We start from the raw sequence: 20,462 nt of genomic DNA on the forward strand, positions 1-20,462 counted from the left end.
CCCCCCCTCACCGCCATATTCAAGATGAGAGCTCGTACGAAAGTACGGGCTTTTTTCTTTTATATTCCCCGGACAGGGGGGGATGAGAATCCCCGACCGGGGTTCGACAACGGGCGACAGCCAGTTGGACAGACTGAGCGCGCAGCGAACAGGCTGCCCGCAGGGCGAGCGAAGCGAGTCAATCCCCCCCCCCCTCACCGCCATATTCAAGATGAGAGCTCGTACGAAAGTACGGGCTTTTTTTCTTTTATATCCTCCGGACAGGGGGGGATGAGAATCCCCGACCGGGGGTCGACAACGGGCGACAGCCAGTTGGACAGACTCCGCGCGCAGCGAACAGGCTGCCCGCAGGGCGAGCGAAGCGAGTCAATCCCCCCCTCACCGCCATATTCAAGATGAGAGCGCGTACGAAAGTACGGGCTTTTTTCTTTTATATTCTCCGCCAGTGCAGCATGAGACCTTGTGTGGTGTAAGATCCTCACCCTCGCTCCAGGGGAGAGGGAAAGATTAATCTTCCACCATCCGGGCATACTCTTCGGTAAGAAAATCCACCAATGCCCTCACTGACGGGAGTAACCCGCGTCTTGAAGGATACACAGCATGAATCACCTCACGTCGTGGCTCCCAGGCATCAAGTACGCGAATGAGGTCCCCTGACGCAAGCTGATCTTTCACCATCAATATCGGCAACTGCACCACGCCGATACCCGCTATAGCCGCTTCACGCAGCGCCAGCATATCGGTAGTGATCAGGCGAGGATGATAATGGATTTCCGCCTTCGCCCCTTCGGGACCGCTCAGTTCCCATTTATGGATGTGTTTACCCTCGTTCGTGCTTAATCCAGGCCAGGCACTGAGTTCAGAGGGCACCAACGGTTTACCCATCCGCTGAATCAACGCAGGTCCAGCGACCAGGCAATGTCCCCGGTCCGCCAGTACCCTTAACACCAGATCGCTGTCATCGAACGGACGCGGGCGCACACGGATCGCGACATCAATCCCCTCCCCCACCAGGTCTACCCGCCGGTTGGTTGCCTCAAGCTGCAGCGCGATCCCTGGATAGCGCGCCATAAATCTCGCCAGCATCGGGCCAACATGGACATGCAACAATGTTATCGGGCAGGTGATCCTGACAATACCGCGCGGCTCAGCCTGTAACGCGGCCACCGCCTCCTCAGCAGCTTCTGCTTCCACCATCATTGCTTTACAGTGCTGATAGAAGGTCTGGCCAACTTCTGTCACCGTAAACTGCCGCGTTGTGCGATGTATTAACCGCACGCCAAGCCGCTCTTCCAGCTGAGCTATCCGGCGGCTTAGCCGGGACTTCGGCAAATCGAGCGCACGCCCCGCTGCAGCAAAACCACCGTAGTCGACCACCTTCACAAACCAGACGAAGTCATTGAGATCCTGCATAAATCCTCATCGTTCTATTTTCAGAACAGTGAATGCCATTTTTACTATCTACCGGGATATTAACGCTGAATATAAGCTAATTACATCAACAACGCTTCAGGAGTTCATCATGAAAAACGTAACAGGCGTGTATACCGCTCCCCGTCAACACTGGGTTGGTGATGGTTTCCCGGTACGTTCAATGTTTTCTTACCAGACGCACGGCGAGCCACTCAGTCCGTTCTTGCTGCTGGACTACGCCGGGCCATACACCTTCCCGGCTGATGGGGCAAAGCGCGGCGTCGGCGAGCATCCGCACCGGGGTTTCGAAACGGTCACCCTCGTCTATTCCGGCGAAGTTGAACATCGCGATTCCACCGGCAGAGGCGGCGTAATAGGCCCCGGGGACGTGCAATGGATGACGGCGGGCGCTGGCATTTTGCACGAGGAGTTCCACTCCAGCGCGTTCGCGCAGAAAGGCGGTGAACTGAAAATGATGCAGCTGTGGGTCAACCTGCCTGCCAAAGACAAAATGGCGACGCCGGGCTACCAGAGCATCACTAAGACGGATATCCCTGTGGTCACGCTGCCGGATAACAGCGGCTCGCTGCGGGTTATCGCAGGTCGCTACGAGGATGTTGCTGGCCCCGCGCACACCTTTTCGCCGCTAAACGTCTGGGACATCGCGCTCAATCAGGGTAGCCATCTCACGCTCAGTCAGCCGGAGGGCTGGAGCACGGCGCTGGTTGTGATGGAAGGCACCATTACGGTGAACGGAACAGCCCAGGCAGGCGAGGCACAGCTGGTTGTATTAAGCCAGCAAGGCGACACACTCCATCTGAAAGCGAGCCTCGATGCCAAAGTCCTGCTGATGGCCGGCGAGCCGCTGAATGAACCCATCGTGGGCTATGGGCCGTTTGTGATGAACAGTAAAACCGAAATCGCGGAAGCCATTCGTGATTTCAACTCCGGCCGCTTCGGCCAGATCTGATGGTAATAAAGGAGAAGAAGATGTCTGCACCTGCAAATTTTAACGGCTCACGCCCGGTTATTGATGTAAACGATGCGGTGATGTTGCTTATCGATCACCAGAGCGGACTTTTCCAGACCGTGGGGGATATGCCAATGCCAGAGTTGCGCGCACGTGCTGCGGCGCTGGCAAAAATCGCTACCCTGGCGAAGATCCCGGTGATCACCACCGCTTCTGTTCCACAGGGACCGAATGGCCCCCTTATCCCGGAGATCCACGCGAATGCGCCACATGCGCAATACGTTCCACGTAAAGGTGAGATCAACGCCTGGGATAACCCGGAGTTTGTGGCTGCGGTGAAAGCCACCGGGCGCAAAACGTTGATCATCGCCGGCACCATCACCAGCGTCTGCATGGCGTTTCCCTCTATTAGCGCAGTCGCGGAGGGTTATAAAGTGTTTGCGGTTATTGATGCCTCCGGCACCTACAGCAAAATGGCTCAGGAGATCACCCTGGCGCGCGTGGTCCAGGCCGGAGTGGTACCAATGGATACCGCGGCGGTTGCCTCTGAGATCCAGCGGACATGGAACCGGGAAGATGCAGCCGAGTGGGCTGAAGTGTATACCCATATCTTCCCTGCCTATCAGCTGCTGATCGAAAGCTATACCAGAGCACAAGAGGTGGTCAAAAACAGCGAAGTGCTCGATTCACAGCGTTAATCACCGGCTCCACGGTCAAAAAGACGTGGAGCTGATTATTGCTTAACCGAACAAGCACTAAAGCAGAAAATCTGCTTGACCGTTTTAGCGCAACTCCCTATAGTAGCGCCCCGTTGCCCCCCAAGCGGTCAGGCAGCAAAACAATATGGTGAGGTGTCCGAGTGGCTGAAGGAGCACGCCTGGAAAGTGTGTATACGGCAACGTATCGGGGGTTCGAATCCCCCCCTCACCGCCATATTCAAGATGAGAGCTCGTACGAAAGTACGGGCTTTTTTCTTTTATATTCCCCGGACAGGGGGGGATGAGAATCCCCGACCGGGGTTCGACAACGGGCGACAGCCAGTTGGACAGACTGAGCGCGCAGCGAACAGGCTGCCCGCAGGGCGAGCGAAGCGAGTCAATCCCCCCCTCACCGCCATATTCAAGATGAGAGCGCGTACGAAAGTACGGGCTTTTTTCTTTTATATTCCCCGGACAGGACGCCCGCACAAAAAACAAAGCCCGGTTTCCCGGGCCTTGAACACAACGGCTAACTCAATAGTACGCTTGCAGCGTGCGCTGGCAGAGCGCTGAACGCACGCAGTCTTCTTTCGTGAAGCGTACCACCCCAATCATCTCATCTTCCTCAAAACGTGACATGGCGTCGCTCAGTCCGGACTTCACGCCCGATGGCAGATCGCACTGGGTAATATCACCATTGACGATGACCGTCACGTTTTCCCCGAGGCGCGTTAAAAACATCTTCATTTGCGCTGCGGTCACGTTCTGAGCCTCGTCAAGAATGACGACCGCATTTTCAAATGTACGTCCGCGCATATAAGCGAACGGCGCGATTTCCACCTTGCCAATCTCTGGTCGCAGACAGTACTGCATAAAGGATGCTCCCAGACGTTTCACCAGCACGTCATAGACGGGCCTGAAGTAAGGGGCAAACTTCTCTGAAATATCTCCGGGCAAGAAGCCAAGATCTTCATCAGCCTGCAGTACCGGACGGGTGACAATAATTCTCTCCACGTCTTTATGGATCAGCGCCTCTGCCGCTTTGGCTGCACTGATCCACGTTTTCCCGCATCCGGCTTCGCCGGTTGCAAAGATGAGCTGTTTACTCTCGATAGCATTCAGGTAGTGCGCCTGAGCCTCATTGCGCGCCACAATTGGAGAATTATCACGGCTGTCTCGGGCCATGCCAATTGCTTCTACGCCACTCATCTGCACAAGCGAGGTGACCGATTCTTCTTCACGCTGTTTATGACTACGTGAATCCCGTCTCAGCACACGTTTTGCTTCGCGACGAGCTTTGATCACTGCTTTTTGTCTTCCCATGGATAGCACCTTGAGTTGTTGGTATTCATCACACGTGCCAGTTTCAGCACGATTATGCGCACGAACATCAGAGGGTTGGCTTCCTTGTAAGCCATTGCTTGCTTTACCGGATGACGCAACAGAACGGCTACGCGCACCATTCTGCACGTCGGTCGAAAGAGATTCTTGAGTCGAGGGGGATAATTTTGTGGTGAGGAAATCGCTGCCGGAGTCTGAGCCTCCGCGCCGGGTGCTGCGGGTGTTGTGTTTACCATGTCCAGTACAGGACGCAACCATTCGCGATCTCCATAGTGATTCAGCATCACTGCCGGGAATTACCGCTGTCTTATCTTAAGTACATCAGGAGTTATCATAAATGCAACATTTATTTTACCTGAACGTAACTTTAAGACTGTCCCTACAGTGGAAATCAGTCTCATACAGGAATATTACAGAAATATAACAGCAGGACAGGCATATGAAAAAATAATGTCCCCGCGAATTATCGCAGGGACAATTATCAGGCTTCAATCAACCCTTGAGCGAGATAGGCGTTGCGATCGCGTGCGCCAGGCAGGGCAAAGAAATAACCGCCGCCGATGGGTTTAATGTACTCTTCCAGCGCTTCCCCGTTTAAGCGTTTCTGTACGGTCAGGAAGCCCTTCTCCAGGTCGTGCTGATAGCAGACAAACAGCAGCCCCATATCGAGTTGGCCGGCGTTGGTTACGCCAAGTGAATAGCTATATCCCCGACGCATCATCAGGCTGGATTGTGTCTCTTTGGTACGCGGATTGGCCAGGCGGATATGGCTGTCCAGCGCGATGACATCGCCATTCGGATCGCTGGCGTAGTCAGGCACATCATGCTCGTTCTTCATCCCGAGCGGAGCGCCACTCTGTTTATCGCGGCCAAAAATCGTCTGCTGCTCTTTGAGCGGCGTACGGTCCCAGAACTCCACGTGGAACTGAATAATCCGCACCGCCTGATAACTTCCCCCCACAGCCCATGCCGGCTCGCCCTGATCGGCCGTCACCCAGACCACCTCTTTCATGAGCGGGTCATTACGGCTGTCCGGGTTGGCCGTGCCGTCTTTAAAGCCCAGCAGGTTTACGGGCGTCTCTTTCCCTTTGCTGCGGGCGGCATGGTCAGAGATAAACCCTTCCCGCTTCCAGCGAACGCTCAGCAGGTCCGGCGTGTGCTTGATGATGTCGCGCAGCGCGTGGATCACCGTATCCTGGGTATTGGCGCAAATTTGCAGGAGCAGATCGCCGTGGCAGAGAGCAGCATCCAGAGAATCATTCGGGAAACGCGTCATTTTCTGCAGCGCTTTTGGCTTCTGTTTTGCCAGCCCGTAACGCGCATCAAACAGCGACTCACCGAGCGAAACGGTTATCGTCAGGTTATCCGGAGCGATAAATGCCCCGAGGATACCGGAGTCCATCGGCGGCAGACGCGGGTTAGGCGTGTCCGGCGCCGGACCACCGGCGGTGAGAAACGCGATGCGCGTCGTCAGCAGGCGGAACAAACGCTCAAGATCGGCTTTATCGCTTGCCAGCGAATCAAAAGCCACCAGCATCATGGAGGCCTGCTGTGGCGTCAGAATGCCCGACTGATGCTCACCATAAAAAGGCTGAGTCTCCATGCGTGCATTGGGTGACAGCGTGCCGGGAGCACTTTGCGGTTTCGCCGCATGCGCCACCGGGCACCCTCCGGCCAGAGCAAGGGCGCCCCCCAGCGCCCCTACCCCTTTTAACAATCGACGACGTGAAGGTTCCACCACGTCGTGTTCATTCTGCTTGTTCATCGTGCTTAATCCAGACCCAGTACGCCACGCAGCAGGGAGAGATCTTCCGCCAGTGTAGTAATCGGGCCTTTCAGCGCGTTACGGTCGGCATCGGTCAGTTTATCGTAGGTTTCAAACCCGTCTTTGGTACGGTACTTCGCCAGAATGGTGTCGACTTTTTTGAAGTTGGCATCCACTTTCGCCAGCAGTTCGCTGTTATCTTTCTGCAGCTGAGGACGCAGCAGATCGACAATTTTCTGCGCGCCATCGACGTTGGCCTGGAAGTCCCACAGGTCGGTGTGGCTGTAACGGTCTTCTTCACCGCTGATTTTACTTGCCGCCACTTCTTCAATCAGACCCGCGGCACCGCCCACCACTTTTGATGGCGGGAAGGCCAGCTCACTGATGCGTTTTTGCAGCTCAAGCACGTCACTGTTCAGCTGATTGGCATATTTATCCATCCCTTTGAGAGTGTTATCGCCAAACAGGGCTTTCTCCAGACGGTGGAAGCCGGTAAATTTCGGGTCGGCTGCTTTTTGCTCAAAATCATCTTCACGGGCATCAATGCTGCCATCCAGGTCAGAGAACAATTCGGCAATCGGCTCAATCCGCTCGTAATGCTGGCGGGTTGGCGCATACAGGGATTTCGCTTTCGTGATATCGCCCGCTTTCACCGCATCGGTGAAGGCTTTGGTACCGGTAGCCAGGTCCGCCGTCTCTTTGATGACATACGCTTTATAAGCAGTAATCGCATCACCCAGGCTCAACAGGGCCGTGCCTTTTCCGGCGTCGGCCGTGGCGTCACCCTTCACGATAAGCTTGCCTTTAGGGTTCGTCAGCAGCCCGCAGGTCATCTCATATTCACCCGGCTGCAGGTTGGCGGTCATCTTCTGACTAAAGCCCGGCGCGATATTTTCACGCTCTTCCACCACCATGACGCCTTTCAGGATTTCCCACTCCAGCGCCTTCTGGCTGTGGTTCTGAATAATAAACTGGGTTTTGCCGCTGTTGACCGTGATGGTCATTGGCTCGCACTGCTTATCATTGACCGAAACCTTGACCTGCGGAACATCCGCGCCCCAGGCGGAAAATGCTGAAGCGAACAGCGCGGCAATGCCTGCGCATAACGCACTACGACGGAACTGAATTGCCATGACTCTTCCCTTTAAAAGTATGTTGTAACTAATGCAGACAGATTACGGCGCAACGCGCGACGTCTGAGTGCCGGTGCGCGGCGGCATGGCAAACAACACCAGCGCCGGAACCAAATAGATAAAGTACATTGCCACTTCGCTGACGCTCGGCGTTTCCTGGTAACCAAAAATACCTTCGAGCAAGGTACCGGTCAGGGAGTGCGTTGAGAGCACATTACTGAGGTCGAACGCCACTTCCTGGAAGTGATTCCACAGGCCCGCTTCGTGGAAAGCGCGGATCGCCCCCGCCGCCAGCCCAGCGGCCACCAGCAGAATAAACAGGCTGGTCCATTTAAAGAACGCACCCAGGTTAAGACGAATGCCGCCCCAGTAGAGCAGGAAGCCCAGCACCACCGCAGTGGCCAGACCCAGCATCGCACCCAGCGGTGGCCAGATCCCCACATCCTGCTGAAATGCCGCCAGCAGGAAGAAAACCGACTCCAGCCCTTCCCGCGCCACGGCGAAAAAGACCATCATGATCAGCGCCCAGCCGTGGTTATTGCCCTTTTGCAGGGCGTTATCCACCGCCTGCTCCAGCTGCATCTTCACGTTGCGGGACACTTTACGCATCCAGAACACCATCCAGGTGAGGATTACCACGGCAATGACGGCCACGATCCCTTCAAACAACTCTTGCTCTTTCTGGGGAAACTCACCGGTGGTTTCATTGATAAGAATGCCAAGGCCCAGACAGAGTGCTGCGGCGAGGAATACCCCAATCCACATGACACCGATCCAGCGTCCACGCTGGGTTCGCTTCAGATAACTGGCGATGAGGCTGACGATGAGGGCCGCTTCGAGACCTTCGCGTAACATAATGAGAAATGGAACAAACATGCCGACACCTTAAATGTTTATCGCGGTCAACTGATGCAAAGAAAGGTAAATTCTTGTGATAGTGATTATCATTACGCCAGCAAGAAAAACAAGCGAAATGTGTGTTGTTTTGATGACGAGTTGTAAACACCCAGCCTGGTAATAATTGCTGGCGTTATCGTTAAGTTTATAAGTTATAGCGAAAATGCCCATTTACGGTTAATCAGGGCTGTGGCTAAATATCTGCCTCAAAAACCAACTGAAAATTAACCATGTTTAACATTATCCATTTCCTGCTGGCGCTGGTGATTATTCTTGCGCTTGCCTGGCTGGTGAGTTTCGACCGCCGAAAAATTCGCATTCGCTTTGTTTTACAGCTGATTGTCATTGAAATAGCCCTGGCGTTTTTTTTCCTGCATGCCGAAAGCGGGCTGTTCATTATTAAATATGTCTCGGGATTCTTTGCGTCACTGCTGAAATTCGCGGCCGAAGGCACCAATTTCGTCTTTGGCGGGATGGGTGAAAAAGGACTGGCGTTCATTTTCCTCGGCGTACTCTGCCCGATTATTTTTATCTCCGCACTGATTGGTATTCTTCAGCACTGGCGAATTCTGCCGATTTTTATTCGGGTGATCGGGACACTGCTGTCAAAACTGAATGGCATGGGTAAGCTGGAATCGTTCAACGCGGTGAGCTCGTTGATCCTCGGACAGTCTGAAAACTTTATTGCCTACAAGGGTGTACTGGGCGACCTCTCCTCTCGTCGTCTCTTCACCATGGCGGCCACGGCCATGTCGACGGTATCCCTGTCGATTGTCGGTGCCTATATGACCATGCTCGACGCCAAATTTGTCGTTGCCGCGCTCATCCTGAACATGTTCAGCACCTTTATTATTCTCTCCATTATCAACCCGTCGCGCCCGGAAGCAGAGCCGGACATCAAGCTTGAAAAGCTGCACGAGTCTCAGAGCTTCTTCGAAATGCTTGGCGAGTATATTCTGGCCGGCTTTAAAGTGGCGATGATTATTCTGGCGATGCTGATTGGCTTTATTGCCCTTATTAGCGCCGTTAACGCCCTCTTCTCCAGCGTATTTGGTATGAGCTTCCAGCAGATCCTGGGCTATGTATTTTATCCGCTGGCATGGCTGGTTGGTATTCCGCTGAGCGACGCGTTGAATGCCGGCAGTATTATGGCAACCAAGCTGGTCGCAAATGAATTTGTGGCAATGATTGAGCTGCAAAAAATTGCGCATCAAATGTCACCACGCGGACTGGGCATTTTGTCCGTTTTCCTGGTGTCGTTCGCTAACTTTGCCTCTATCGGCATTGTGGCCGGGGCGATCAAAGGCCTGAACGAGCAACAGGGGAACGTGGTATCGCGTTTTGGCTTACGTCTGGTGTATGGCGCGACGCTGGTCAGTTTGCTGTCCGCCAGCTTTGCAGGACTGATGCTGTAAGCGATAACGGCGGGTTCTCCCGCCGTCTTTCATTAAAACTGCACGCACACCGGCTGATCGACCCGCATCACCGACTCCTGCGCGAAGCGTGATTTATAAATACCGCGCAACGCTTCAATATTCTTCTCGCTCTGCGCATCTTTACCGTGGATCAGCATAAGCGCCTTGCTCGGTTCACGCGCCACTTTCCCGTCGTTACCCAGCCACTGCCCGCGCGCATCAAAGACCGTCAGGCCATCGCGAAAACGCGGCGTCACGTCCTGGTCAACGAACTGCTGCCACTCGCCGGTGGTAATTTGCGCCCCTGCAGGACGGTTTAGCCCGAAATAGAGCGTGGTTTGCTGCATCTGGTTATCCGCTTTGCAGGTCTCCATCGCCGCGTGTTGCGACGGCACACTGCAGCCCGCCAGCATCAATAATGCCGCTGCCATTACCCCTGTTTTGATTGTCATGCTTCGCTATCCTCATTGTTATAAGCACAGCGATATCATCGTAAATTGCGGATTTTGGCAAGAAAAAAGCCGGGTAGCGCTCGCGCTTACCCGGCCTGTCTATCAGCGAAAAAGATTACTCAGCCTGCAGCTTAGACGGCGGTGCAGTGTGATAGTGTGCGTCTGCTTCAGCAAAACGTTTCTGCATTGAGGCAGAAGGCGCTTTACCCAGCAGGCTGAACACCACAATGCCGATACTGCCGAAGATGAAGCCCGGGATAATTTCGTACAGACCGAGCCAGGCGAACTGCTTCCAGACGATCACGGTAAGCGCACCGATAATCATCCCCGCCAGCGCGCCGTTGCGGGTCATGCGCGACCACAGCACCGAGAAGAGCACCACCGGACCAAACGCCGCACCAAAGCCCGCCCACGCGTAGCTTACCAGGCCCAGCACGCGGTTCTCAGGGTTTGCCGCCAGCGCAATGGCAATTAAGGCCACCACCAGCACCATGAAACGCCCCACCCATACCAGCTCTTTCTGGCTCGCATCTTTACGCAGGAACGCCTTGTAGAGGTCTTCGGTGATTGCACTCGAGCAGACCAGCAGCTGGCAGCTCAGGGTGGACATCACGGCCGCCAGGATCGCGGAGAGCAGAATACCGGCAATCCACGGGTTGAACAGAATGCCCGCCAGTTCGATGAACACACGCTCGGCGTTCTGGTTTACTGCCCCTGCCTGCGCCGGGTTATTGTTGAAGTAAGCGATGCCGAAGAAGCCAACCGCACAGGCACCCGCCAGACAGAGGATCATCCACGTCATACTGATGCGACGGGCATGAACAATCGTGTGGTGAGAGTCAGCGGCCATGAAGCGCGCCAGAATGTGCGGCTGACCGAAGTAGCCCAGACCCCAGCCCATCAGAGAAACGATGGCGACAAAGTTCAGCCCTTTCAGCATGTCGACGTTTTCAATGCTCTTCTGCTTAATCACTTCAAGCGAATCAGCAAAGCCGCCGACGGTGAAGATGACAATGACTGGCGTCAGGATCAGAGCGAAGATCATCAGGCTCGCCTGCACGGTGTCAGTCCAGCTTACGGCCAGGAAACCGCCCACGAAAGTATAGAGAATGGTTGCCGCAGCACCGGCCCACAGCGCTGTTTCATAGCTCATGCCGAAGGTGCTTTCGAACAGGCGCGCACCGGCCACAATGCCAGAGGCACAATAGATGGTGAAGAACACGAGGATAACCAGCGCAGAGATAATGCGCAGCACGCGGCTGTTATCTTCAAAGCGTCCGGTGAAGTAATCCGGCAGGGTCAACGCATTGTTGTTGGCTTCGGTATGCACGCGCAAACGGCCTGCAACCAGCTTCCAGTTGATCCATGCCCCGACGGTCAGGCCAATGGCGATCCAGCTTTCAGAAATACCGGAGATGAAAATCGCCCCCGGCAGACCCATCAGCAGCCAGCCGCTCATGTCGGACGCGCCCGCAGAGAGTGCGGTGACCATCGGCCCTAAGCTACGCCCGCCCAGAATGTAGTCGTCAAAGTTCTTTGTTGAACGCCATGCCAAAAACCCTATCAGGATCATGCCAAATATATAAACGAGAAATGTCACCAGCATCGGTGTGCTAATTGCCATTTAAATTCTCCAAAATGTCGAGCGACAACCGTCCGGGTTGCCTTGTTATGTCATCACCGGAACGTAGTGATGTGTGTATGTGTTTCTGTTGGCCGCGCGTATCCTGCCGTAAGCAGTGCTCGCACACAAACGATTTAACACTGCATTTACATCAAATTCATCCCTGGTTTTATACGTCTTTCGTATAGGTTGCACTCGCTCACGCTTTTACGGGTTGCACCTTTTAAAAGTGTTAAGTCCCGCATAAAAACAGGCCTCTCATCCAGAAGCCAGCACTTTTTTCCAGCTAACCATCTCTTAACAATCCATTCATTTCCTGGGTTGCAAACCAGGTCACATTTAACACGGTTGCACAAAGTTGCAACATGGTGGATATTTCACGCTATCGATAGCACACGACGACAGAACAACAGGAGCTTTGGCATGGGTATGACCACCATGGGGGTTAAGCTGGATGACGCAACCCGCGAACGGATTAAGACCGCAGCAACCCGCATTGACCGCACGCCGCACTGGCTAATCAAGCAGGCGATTTTTAACTACCTCGAAAGACTCGAAAGCGATGAGGGGCTGCCAGAGCTGCCCGCGCTGCTGGCGGGTGCGGCCAATGAAAGTGATGAGGTTTCCGCCGCTGCTGACGAAAACCATCAGCCGTTCCTTGAATTCGCCGAGCAGATCCTGCCTCAGTCCGTCAGCCGCGCTGCCATTACCGGTGCTTACCGTCGTGCCGAAACCGACGCCGTACCGATGCTGCTGGAGCAGGCCCGTCTGCCAGAAGCCATTGCCTCTCAGGCGCACAGCCTGGCGTATCAGCTTGCCGACAAACTGCGTAACCAGAAAAATGCCACCGGCCGCGCCGGAATGGTACAGGGGCTGCTGCAGGAGTTTTCCCTCTCCTCTCAGGAGGGCGTAGCGCTGATGTGTCTGGCGGAAGCGCTGTTGCGTATTCCTGACAAAGCCACCCGTGACGCACTGATCCGCGATAAAATCAGCAACGGTAACTGGCAGTCACACATTGGCCGCAGCCCGTCGCTGTTCGTCAACGCGGCGACCTGGGGCCTGCTGTTTACCGGCCGACTGGTCTCGACCCATAACGAAGCCAACCTCTCCCGCTCCCTGAACCGCATCATCGGCAAGAGCGGTGAACCGCTGATCCGCAAAGGCGTGGATATGGCGATGCGCCTGATGGGCGAGCAGTTTGTTACCGGCGAAACCATCGCGGAAGCGCTGGCCAACGCCCGTAAGCTCGAAGATAAAGGTTTCCGCTACTCTTACGACATGCTGGGTGAAGCGGCGCTGACCGCCGCCGACGCGCAGGCTTATATGGTCTCTTACCAGCAGGCGATTCACGCCATTGGTAAAGCGTCAAACGGTCGCGGTATTTATGAAGGCCCGGGGATCTCCATCAAGCTCTCGGCCCTGCATCCGCGCTACAGCCGTGCGCAGTACGACCGGGTGATGGAAGAGCTCTATCCGCGCCTGAAATCCCTGACCCTGCTGGCGCGCCAGTACGACATCGGTATCAACATCGATGCCGAAGAGGCCGACCGCCTGGAGATCTCCCTCGATCTGCTGGAAAAACTGTGCTTCGAGCCGGAGCTGGCAGGCTGGAACGGGATTGGTTTCGTTATCCAGGCGTATCAGAAACGTTGTCCGTTCGTGATTGATTACCTGATTGACCTGGCAAGCCGCAGCCGCCGTCGCCTGATGATCCGCCTGGTAAAAGGCGCCTACTGGGACAGCGAAATTAAACGCGCCCAGATGGAAGGTCTGGAAGGCTATCCGGTCTATACCCGCAAGGTTTACACCGATGTCTCATACCTTGCCTGCGCGAAAAAACTGCTCGGCGTGCCGAACCTGATTTACCCGCAGTTTGCCACCCATAACGCCCACACTCTGGCGGCCATCTACAGCCTGGCCGGACAGAACTACTATCCGGGTCAGTATGAGTTCCAGTGCCTGCACGGCATGGGTGAACCGCTGTACGAGCAGGTCACCGGTAAAGTGGCGGATGGCAAACTGAACCGTCCATGCCGTATTTATGCCCCGGTGGGCACCCATGAAACCCTGCTGGCGTACCTGGTGCGTCGTCTGCTGGAGAACGGGGCGAACACCTCCTTCGTTAACCGTATCGCCGATACCACCCTGCCGCTTGACGAACTGGTTGCCGATCCGGTGCAGGCGGTTGAGAAGATGGCGGCCCAGGAAGGTCAGATTGGCCTGCCGCATCCGAAGATCCCGCTGCCGCGTGAACTGTACGGCAAAGGTCGCGTGAACTCCGCGGGCCTGGACCTGGCGAACGAACACCGTCTGGCCTCCCTCTCCTCCGCCCTGCTCAACAGCGCGCTGCAGAAATGGCAGGCCAAACCGATTCTGGAGCAGCCCGTCGCTGATGGCGAAATGCAGCCCGTGATTAACCCGGCGGAGCCAAAAGATATCGTCGGCTACGTGCGGGAAGCAACCGAAGCAGAAGTGGATCAGGCGCTGGACAGCGCGGTGAATAACGCGCCAATCTGGTTCGCGACGCCGCCGCAAGAGCGTGGCGCCATTCTGGAACGTGCTGCGGTGCTGATGGAAGACCAGATGCAGTCGCTCATCGGGATCCTGGTGCGCGAAGCAGGTAAAACCTTCAGCAACGCCATTGCCGAAGTTCGTGAAGCGGTCGACTTCCTGCACTACTACGCAGGCCAGGTTCGTGATGATTTCGATAACGAAACCCACCGTCCTCTCGGTCCGGTGGTGTGTATCAGTCCGTGGAACTTCCCGCTGGCGATCTTCACCGGCCAGATTGCCGCCGCACTTGCCGCAGGCAACAGCGTGCTGGCAAAACCGGCGGAGCAGACCCCACTGATTGCCGCTCAAGGTATTAACATTCTGCTGGAAGCGGGCGTGCCTGCGGGTGTCGTACAGCTGTTGCCGGGCCGCGGTGAAACGGTCGGGGCGAAACTGACCGCCGATAACCGTGTGCGTGGCGTGATGTTTACCGGCTCGACTGAAGTGGCCTCCCTGCTGCAGCGCAACATCGCCACCCGTCTTGATGCACAGGGGCGTCCAACGCCGCTCATCGCTGAAACCGGCGGCATGAACGCCATGATCGTCGACTCCTCCGCGCTCACCGAGCAGGTGGTGGTCGATGTTCTCGCCTCCGCCTTCGACAGCGCGGGCCAGCGCTGTTCCGCCCTGCGCGTGCTGTGTCTGCAGGATGACGTGGCAGACCACACGCTGAAGATGCTGCGCGGCGCGATGGCCGAATGCCGCATGGGTAACCCGGGCCGTCTCACGACCGATATCGGGCCGGTTATCGACGCGGAAGCCAAAGCAAATATCGAAAACCACATTCAGACCATGCGCGCCAAAGGCCGTCCGGTCTTCCAGGCCGTGCGTGAAAACAGCGAGGATGCCCGCGAGTGGCAGACCGGCACCTTTGTGCCGCCAACGCTGATTGAACTGGCCAGCTTCGACGAGCTGAAAAAAGAGGTCTTTGGCCCGGTATTGCACGTGGTGCGCTACAACCGTAACAACCTCAACGAGCTGATTGAACAGATTAACGCCTCCGGCTATGGCCTGACCCTCGGCGTGCATACCCGCATCGATGAGACCATCGCTCAGGTGACCGGCAGCGCTAAAGTAGGCAACCTGTACGTCAACCGTAACATGGTCGGCGCGGTAGTGGGCGTACAGCCGTTCGGCGGTGAAGGTCTGTCAGGTACCGGTCCAAAAGCCGGTGGTCCACTCTACCTGTACCGTCTGCTGGCAAACCGTCCGGACAATGCGCTCGGCGTGACGCTGGCACGTCAGGATGCCGAACGTCCGGTGGACGCGCAGCTGAAGGCCGTGCTGACACAGCCGCTGGAGGCGCTCATCACGTGGGCAGAAAAACGCCCGGAACTGCGCGCTGTCGCACAGCAGTATGGCGAACTGGCGCAGGCGGGTACCCAGCGCCTGCTGCCGGGGCCAACCGGTGAGCGCAACACCTGGACGCTGATGCCGCGCGAGCGTGTGCTGTGCGTGGCAGATAACGAGCAGGATGCGCTGGTTCAACTGGCCGCTGCTGCTGCAACCGGTTGTGAAGTGCTGTGGCCGGAAGATGCACTGCATCGTGACCTCGCGAAACAGCTGCCGAAAGCGGTCTCTGCCCGCATTCATTTTGCGAAGCCCGATGCCTTGCTGACTCAGCCGTTTGATGCCGTTATCTATCACGGTGATTCCGACCAGCTGCGCGAACTGTGCGAGCAGGTGGCGGCCCGCAGCGGTGCGATTGTTTCGGTGCAGGGCTTTGCCCGCGGCGAAACCAATCTGCTGCTGGAACGTCTGTACGTGGAGCGCTCGCTCAGCGTGAACACCGCGGCGGCGGGCGGTAACGCGAGCCTGATGACAATCGGTTAATCGTGTAAAATATCCCCGGTGGCACTACGCTTACCGGGGTGACAAAAAAACCCAGGGCCGGATAAGCACAGCGCATCCGGCTTTTTTACATGGAGGGGATGATGAAAAGATATCTGATCGCGGGGGCTGCATTGCTGCTGAGCGCGAACGCGCTGGCAGAAGAGTGCGCAAATGCGACCACCCAGCTTGAAATGAACACCTGTACGGCGCAGCAGTACCAGGCAGCCGATAAAAAACTGAATCAGACGTATCAGGCTGCCATCAAACGCGCAGAAGCCCCACAGCGTGAGCTTCTGAAAAAGGCGCAGCAGGCGTGGATTGCCCTGCGCGATGCCGACTGCAACTTTATCGGGTCGGGTACTGAGGGAGGCAGCGTTCAGCCGATGATCATCAGCCAGTGCCTGAACGAAAAAACCGTTGAGCGTGAAGCGTTTCTTGCCTCACTGATGCAGTGTGAAGAGGGCGATTTAAGCTGCCCTCTTCCGCCGGGAAACTAACGCACGCGGATCCCTTCAATGATCATCTGCTGAACGTTTTCCAGCGTGCTGTGGAAAAACGCCTCATCCTGGAGCGTTTTACCGGTCACCGCTTCAACCTGGGCCGCAAAGTCAGCGTAATGCTGAGTGGAGGCCCAAATCATAAAGATCAGATGATGTGGGTCAACTGGAGCCAGCTTCCCGCCCGCCACCCATCCGGCAATAATGGCCGATTTCTCGTCAACCAGCTGTTTTAAATCCCCGGTCAGCTCCGCCTGCAACAGCGGTGCGCCCTGCAGCATCTCCAGGCAGAACAGCCGTGACGCCTGCGGATAATCACGCGACACCTCCAGCTTCAGGCGAATGTACTCCCTGATCGCCACCAGCGGGGCAAGCTCTTCGCGAAACGCCTTGAGCGGCGCCAGCCAGATATCGAGGATCTGTTGCATCACCGCAATATAAAGCGCCTCTTTCGACGGATAGTAGTAGAGCAGATTCGTTTTCGACACCCCGGCCTGTTCCGCCACCTGCTCAAGACGCGTGCCATGAATACCAAACTGCGAAAAGGTCTCCAGCGCCGCACCGAGGATGGCCTGCTTCTTCGCACTGACCGCCTGCGAACGTTTACCGGGTGTTTTCACTGCACCTTGTGTCATTCCCGCTCTCCATATTTTGCGTTGCCATCAGCATAGCAAAACCCCTCACCGACCACGACACTCTGCACTCCGATCGCGCATGAATGCCTGTTTTCTGTGCAATGTTTTTGACCATTTAGTCCACATTTGCATATCTCAATTAACCAACCATTGATTAACACATTAATAACAAAGCCATTTTCAAAACTGGCATTGCCTTTGCAAAACCCTTTTTACCTGCAACGTCGTAAAGAGAGGTTCGTGATGAAAATTGGCGTATTTGTACCTATCGGCAACAACGGCTGGCTAATCTCGACCACCGCCCCGCAATACATGCCTACTTTTGAGCTGAATAAAGCTATCGTGCAGAAGGCGGAGCACTACCATTTCGATTTTGCGCTTTCGATGATCAAACTGCGGGGTTTCGGCGGCAAAACCGAATTCTGGGATCACAACCTGGAGTCCTTCACCCTGATGGCCGGGCTGGCAGCCGTCACCTCGCGCATTCAGATCTACGCGACGGCCGCCACCCTCACCCTGCCGCCAGCGATCGTTGCCAGAATGGCCTCCACCATCGACTCCATCTCCGGTGGTCGCTTTGGCGTTAACCTGGTTACGGGCTGGCAAAAACCTGAGTATGAGCAGATGGGGATCTGGCCGGGCGACGAGTATTTCTCCCGCCGCTATGACTACCTGACCGAGTATGTGCAGGTGCTGCGCGATCTCTGGGGCACCGGCAAAAGCGACTTCAAAGGTGATTACTTCACCATGAACGACTGCCGCGTCAGCCCGCAGCCTTCCGCCCCGATGAAAGTGATCTGCGCCGGGCAGAGCGACGCAGGAATGGAATTCTCCGCTAAATACGCCGACTTCAACTTCTGCTTTGGCAAAGGCGTGAATACCCCAGCCGCCTTCGCCCCGACCGCGGCACGCATGAAAGAGGCCGCGGACAAAACCGGTCGCGATGTGGGTTCCTATGTCCTGTTTATGGTCATTGCCGACGAAACCGACGACGCCGCCCGCGCGAAATGGGAACGGTATAAGGCGGGCGCGGACGATGAAGCGCTGAGCTGGCTCACCGAACAGAGCCAGAAAGATACCCGTTCCGGCTCGGACACCAACGTCCGTCAGATGGCCGACCCGACCTCAGCGGTCAACATCAACATGGGCACGCTGGTCGGTTCCTATGCCAGCGTCGCCAGAATGCTCGATGAAGTGGCCGCCGTGCCCGGAGCGGAAGGCGTGCTGCTGACCTTCGATGAGTTCCTGACCGGTGTGGAAACATTCGGCGAGCGCATTCAGCCGCTGATGCAGTGCCGCGCCCACATTCCTGCCATCACAAAGGAGGTTGCGTAATGACCACGCTTGCAGCACGTCCGGAAGCCATCACCTTTGCGCCGCACCAAAGCGCCCTGATTGTGGTGGATATGCAAAACGCCTATGCCAGCCAGGGCGGCTATCTGGATCTGGCGGGATTTGACGTCTCCGCCACCCGACCGGTGATTGAAAACATTAAAACCGCAGTCAACGCAGCCCGCGCGGCAGGCATGCTGATCGTCTGGTTCCAGAACGGCTGGGACGATCAATATGTGGAGGCCGGTGGCCCGGGCTCTCCCAATTTCCATAAATCGAACGCCCTGAAAACCATGCGCAAACGGCCCGAACTGCAGGGCACACTGCTGGCGAAAGGCAGCTGGGATTACCAGCTGGTGGATGAGCTGGTGCCAGAGGCAGGCGATATCGTGCTGCCCAAACCGCGCTACAGCGGCTTTTTCAACACCCCGCTCGACAGCCTGCTGCGCAGCCGGGGGATCCGTCATCTGGTCTTTACCGGCATCGCTACCAACGTCTGCGTGGAATCCACCCTGCGCGACGGCTTCTTCCTGGAATATTTTGGCGTGGTGCTGGAAGACGCCACCCATCAGGCCGGGCCGGCGTTTGCGCAGCAAGCGGCCCTGTTCAACATCGAAACCTTTTTTGGCTGGGTCAGCAACGTCGCGGATTTTTGCGACGCCCTGAATCCACCGTTAGCCCGTATTGCCTGAGGAACAAGACCATGCCGAAATCCGTGATTATTCCGCCAGGAACCAGTACCCCGATTGCCCCGTTCGTGCCCGGCACGCTGGCCGATGGTGTGGTGTATGTATCCGGCACGCTGCCGTTTGATCAGCACAATAACGTGGTCTACCCCAACGACCCAAAGGCGCAAACCCGCCACGTGCTGGAGACGATCAAAAAAGTGATCGAAACAGCGGGTGGCACAATGGAGGATGTGACGTTCAACAGTATCTTTATCACCGACTGGAAAAACTACGCCGCGATTAACGACATTTACGCCGAATTCTTTCCCGGTGATAAACCGGCCCGGTTCTGCATTCAGTGTGGGCTGGTGAAGCCAGATGCGCTGGTTGAAATCGCGACCGTTGCACACATCGCAAAGTGAGGCGGCCATGAAGCTCTCTGTCTCACCTCCCCCTTACGACGGCGCGCCCACGGTTGTCCTGATTGCCGGGCTTGGCGGGGGCGGCAGCTACTGGCTACCGCAGCTTGCCGTCCTGGAGCAAGAGTACCAGGTGGTGTGCTACGACCAGCGCGGGACGGGCAATAATCCCGACGTGCTGCCGGAAGCCTATAGTCTGGCGATGATGGCCGACGAGCTGGCCCGGGCGCTGAATGCCACCGGGATCGTTCGTTACTGCGTCGTGGGTCATGCGCTGGGGGCGCTGATCGGCCTGCAGCTGGCGCTCGACCACCCCGATGCCCTCAGCGCGCTGGTGTGCGTGAACGGCTGGCTCACTCTGAATGCACATACCCGACGCTGTTTCCAGATCCGCGAACGCCTGCTTCATGCAGGCGGTGCACAGGCGTGGGTAGAGGCACAGCCGCTGTTTCTTTACCCGGCCGACTGGATGGCCGCCCGCGCGCCGCGCCTGGAGGCCGAAGAGGCCCTGGCACTGGCCCACTTCCAGGGCAAACACAACCTGCTGCACAGGCTGAATGCCCTGAAGAAAGCGGACTTCAGTCGCCATGCCTCAGGCATTCACTGCCCGGTACACCTCATCTGCTCCGCCGACGATCTGCTCATCCCTGCAGTCTGTTCCACTGAGCTGCAGGCCGCCATCCCCGGCAGCCACAAGGTGGTGATGCGCCAGGGCGGGCACGCCTGCAACGTCACCGAGCCAGAAACTTTTAATACGCTGCTGCTGAACGGGCTTGCCAGCCTGCTGCACAGCCCTGAACCCGCTTTATAAGGAGCC

At 56.5% G+C, this 20,462-nt stretch carries 17 protein-coding genes, 1 tRNA gene and 2 other RNA genes; 12 read left to right on the top strand and 8 right to left on the bottom strand.

Translation table 11 applies throughout. The annotated features are described in order from the left end of the window. The first annotated feature begins 61 nt into the window (after positions 1-61). Positions 62-198, top strand: a non-coding RNA gene (locus F8561_RS09285) — RtT sRNA. 309 nt (positions 199-507) lie between these two features. On the opposite strand, the gene F8561_RS09290 is transcribed toward F8561_RS09285, so the two are convergent. Further along, the gene (locus tag F8561_RS09290; protein WP_014169514.1) at positions 508-1,413 is read right to left on the bottom strand and encodes a LysR family transcriptional regulator; all 906 of its coding nucleotides are present in this window, start codon (positions 1,411-1,413) and stop codon (positions 508-510) included. A gap of 109 nt (positions 1,414-1,522) precedes the next feature. Here F8561_RS09290 and F8561_RS09295 point away from each other — a divergent pair, with 109 nt between their 5' ends. The 4 genes from F8561_RS09295 to F8561_RS09310 all read left to right on the top strand — a co-directional run bounded on the left by F8561_RS09295 (position 1,523) and on the right by F8561_RS09310 (position 3,499). After that, positions 1,523-2,383 (top strand): pirin family protein, encoded by an 861-nt coding sequence (locus tag F8561_RS09295; protein WP_151887364.1) that lies wholly within the window; start codon positions 1,523-1,525, stop codon positions 2,381-2,383. Positions 2,384-2,403: 20 nt separating this feature from the next. Beyond that, positions 2,404-3,081: an isochorismatase family protein gene (locus tag F8561_RS09300; RefSeq protein WP_040017121.1), complete on the top strand. Its 678-nt coding sequence runs from the start codon at positions 2,404-2,406 to the stop codon at positions 3,079-3,081. Between the two features lie 147 nt (positions 3,082-3,228). Further along, a tRNA-Ser gene (locus F8561_RS09305) sits at positions 3,229-3,316 on the top strand. 45 nt (positions 3,317-3,361) lie between these two features. After that, positions 3,362-3,499: non-coding RNA, RtT sRNA (locus F8561_RS09310), on the top strand. Between the two features lie 116 nt (positions 3,500-3,615). Here F8561_RS09310 and phoH read toward each other — a convergent pair. From phoH to efeU, 4 genes are all read right to left on the bottom strand, one after another. Next, a complete protein-coding gene (gene phoH / locus F8561_RS09315; protein WP_024908976.1) occupies positions 3,616-4,404 on the bottom strand; it encodes a phosphate starvation-inducible protein PhoH in 789 nt (262 codons plus the stop codon). A 499-nt stretch (positions 4,405-4,903) separates the two neighbouring features. Further along, on the bottom strand, positions 4,904-6,187 hold the full coding sequence (gene efeB, locus F8561_RS09320; RefSeq protein WP_020884708.1) for an iron uptake transporter deferrochelatase/peroxidase subunit: 1,284 nt from the start codon (positions 6,185-6,187) through the stop codon (positions 4,904-4,906). Positions 6,188-6,192: 5 nt separating this feature from the next. After that, positions 6,193-7,320, bottom strand: coding sequence for an iron uptake system protein EfeO (efeO, locus tag F8561_RS09325; protein WP_151887365.1), 1,128 nt, complete (start codon positions 7,318-7,320; stop codon positions 6,193-6,195). Positions 7,321-7,362: 42 nt separating this feature from the next. Continuing rightward, complete coding sequence (gene efeU / locus F8561_RS09330) at positions 7,363-8,196, bottom strand: iron uptake transporter permease EfeU (RefSeq protein WP_148575907.1); 834 nt, start codon at positions 8,194-8,196, stop codon at positions 7,363-7,365. Positions 8,197-8,447: 251 nt separating this feature from the next. On the opposite strand from efeU, the gene F8561_RS09340 reads away from it, so the two are divergent. Next, positions 8,448-9,632: a NupC/NupG family nucleoside CNT transporter gene (locus tag F8561_RS09340; RefSeq protein ID WP_151887366.1), complete on the top strand. Its 1,185-nt coding sequence runs from the start codon at positions 8,448-8,450 to the stop codon at positions 9,630-9,632. 32 nt (positions 9,633-9,664) lie between these two features. Here the strand turns inward: F8561_RS09340 and F8561_RS09345 are convergent, their stop codons facing one another. Both F8561_RS09345 and putP read right to left on the bottom strand, forming a co-directional pair. After that, complete coding sequence (locus tag F8561_RS09345; protein ID WP_014169506.1) at positions 9,665-10,084, bottom strand: DUF3574 domain-containing protein; 420 nt, start codon at positions 10,082-10,084, stop codon at positions 9,665-9,667. 115 nt (positions 10,085-10,199) lie between these two features. After that, complete coding sequence (putP, locus tag F8561_RS09350; protein WP_020884712.1) at positions 10,200-11,708, bottom strand: sodium/proline symporter PutP; 1,509 nt, start codon at positions 11,706-11,708, stop codon at positions 10,200-10,202. 423 nt (positions 11,709-12,131) lie between these two features. On the opposite strand from putP, the gene putA reads away from it, so the two are divergent. Together putA and F8561_RS09360 are read left to right on the top strand one after the other, a co-directional pair. Continuing rightward, on the top strand, positions 12,132-16,094 hold the full coding sequence (gene putA, locus F8561_RS09355; RefSeq protein WP_063934352.1) for a trifunctional transcriptional regulator/proline dehydrogenase/L-glutamate gamma-semialdehyde dehydrogenase: 3,963 nt from the start codon (positions 12,132-12,134) through the stop codon (positions 16,092-16,094). Positions 16,095-16,195: 101 nt separating this feature from the next. Further along, positions 16,196-16,591 (top strand): lysozyme inhibitor LprI family protein, encoded by a 396-nt coding sequence (locus F8561_RS09360; RefSeq protein WP_020884714.1) that lies wholly within the window; start codon positions 16,196-16,198, stop codon positions 16,589-16,591. On the opposite strand, the gene rutR is transcribed toward F8561_RS09360, so the two are convergent. Beyond that, positions 16,588-17,226: an HTH-type transcriptional regulator RutR gene (gene rutR, locus F8561_RS09365; protein WP_020884715.1), complete on the bottom strand. Its 639-nt coding sequence runs from the start codon at positions 17,224-17,226 to the stop codon at positions 16,588-16,590. The two genes, F8561_RS09360 and rutR, sit on opposite strands and share 4 nt — an antisense overlap. Positions 17,227-17,469: 243 nt before the next feature. On the opposite strand from rutR, the gene rutA reads away from it, so the two are divergent. Genes rutA through rutD form a run of 4 tightly spaced genes read left to right on the top strand, consistent with a single transcriptional unit; the run spans position 17,470 to position 20,456 of the window. Beyond that, positions 17,470-18,561 carry a pyrimidine utilization protein A gene (gene rutA, locus F8561_RS09370; protein ID WP_025204484.1) on the top strand — a complete coding sequence of 364 codons (1,092 nt, stop codon included), beginning with the start codon at positions 17,470-17,472 and terminating at the stop codon, positions 18,559-18,561. Further along, positions 18,561-19,250 (top strand): pyrimidine utilization protein B, encoded by a 690-nt coding sequence (gene rutB, locus F8561_RS09375; protein ID WP_020884717.1) that lies wholly within the window; start codon positions 18,561-18,563, stop codon positions 19,248-19,250. The genes rutA and rutB overlap by 1 nt, the downstream gene beginning before the upstream one ends. Before the next feature lie 11 nt (positions 19,251-19,261). Further along, a complete protein-coding gene (gene rutC, locus F8561_RS09380; protein ID WP_020884718.1) occupies positions 19,262-19,648 on the top strand; it encodes a pyrimidine utilization protein C in 387 nt (128 codons plus the stop codon). A 7-nt stretch (positions 19,649-19,655) separates the two neighbouring features. After that, positions 19,656-20,456: a pyrimidine utilization protein D gene (gene rutD, locus F8561_RS09385; RefSeq protein WP_151887367.1), complete on the top strand. Its 801-nt coding sequence runs from the start codon at positions 19,656-19,658 to the stop codon at positions 20,454-20,456. Positions 20,457-20,462 lie beyond the last annotated feature (6 nt).

Origin of the sequence: Enterobacter sp. 198 (assembly GCF_009025585.1) — a bacterium.
GTDB lineage: Bacteria > Pseudomonadota > Gammaproteobacteria > Enterobacterales > Enterobacteriaceae > Enterobacter > Enterobacter ludwigii.

Coding starts and splice junctions, on each gene's coding strand:
- F8561_RS09290 (WP_014169514.1), bottom strand. CDS start 1,413: ATGCAGGATCTCAATGACTTCGTCTGGTTTGTGAAGGTGGTCGACTAC.
- F8561_RS09295 (WP_151887364.1), top strand. CDS start 1,523: ATGAAAAACGTAACAGGCGTGTATACCGCTCCCCGTCAACACTGGGTT.
- F8561_RS09300 (WP_040017121.1), top strand. CDS start 2,404: ATGTCTGCACCTGCAAATTTTAACGGCTCACGCCCGGTTATTGATGTA.
- phoH (WP_024908976.1), bottom strand. CDS start 4,404: ATGGGAAGACAAAAAGCAGTGATCAAAGCTCGTCGCGAAGCAAAACGT.
- efeB (WP_020884708.1), bottom strand. CDS start 6,187: ATGAACAAGCAGAATGAACACGACGTGGTGGAACCTTCACGTCGTCGA.
- efeO (WP_151887365.1), bottom strand. CDS start 7,320: ATGGCAATTCAGTTCCGTCGTAGTGCGTTATGCGCAGGCATTGCCGCG.
- efeU (WP_148575907.1), bottom strand. CDS start 8,196: ATGTTTGTTCCATTTCTCATTATGTTACGCGAAGGTCTCGAAGCGGCC.
- F8561_RS09340 (WP_151887366.1), top strand. CDS start 8,448: ATGTTTAACATTATCCATTTCCTGCTGGCGCTGGTGATTATTCTTGCG.
- F8561_RS09345 (WP_014169506.1), bottom strand. CDS start 10,084: ATGACAATCAAAACAGGGGTAATGGCAGCGGCATTATTGATGCTGGCG.
- putP (WP_020884712.1), bottom strand. CDS start 11,708: ATGGCAATTAGCACACCGATGCTGGTGACATTTCTCGTTTATATATTT.
- putA (WP_063934352.1), top strand. CDS start 12,132: ATGGGTATGACCACCATGGGGGTTAAGCTGGATGACGCAACCCGCGAA.
- F8561_RS09360 (WP_020884714.1), top strand. CDS start 16,196: ATGAAAAGATATCTGATCGCGGGGGCTGCATTGCTGCTGAGCGCGAAC.
- rutR (WP_020884715.1), bottom strand. CDS start 17,226: ATGACACAAGGTGCAGTGAAAACACCCGGTAAACGTTCGCAGGCGGTC.
- rutA (WP_025204484.1), top strand. CDS start 17,470: ATGAAAATTGGCGTATTTGTACCTATCGGCAACAACGGCTGGCTAATC.
- rutB (WP_020884717.1), top strand. CDS start 18,561: ATGACCACGCTTGCAGCACGTCCGGAAGCCATCACCTTTGCGCCGCAC.
- rutC (WP_020884718.1), top strand. CDS start 19,262: ATGCCGAAATCCGTGATTATTCCGCCAGGAACCAGTACCCCGATTGCC.
- rutD (WP_151887367.1), top strand. CDS start 19,656: ATGAAGCTCTCTGTCTCACCTCCCCCTTACGACGGCGCGCCCACGGTT.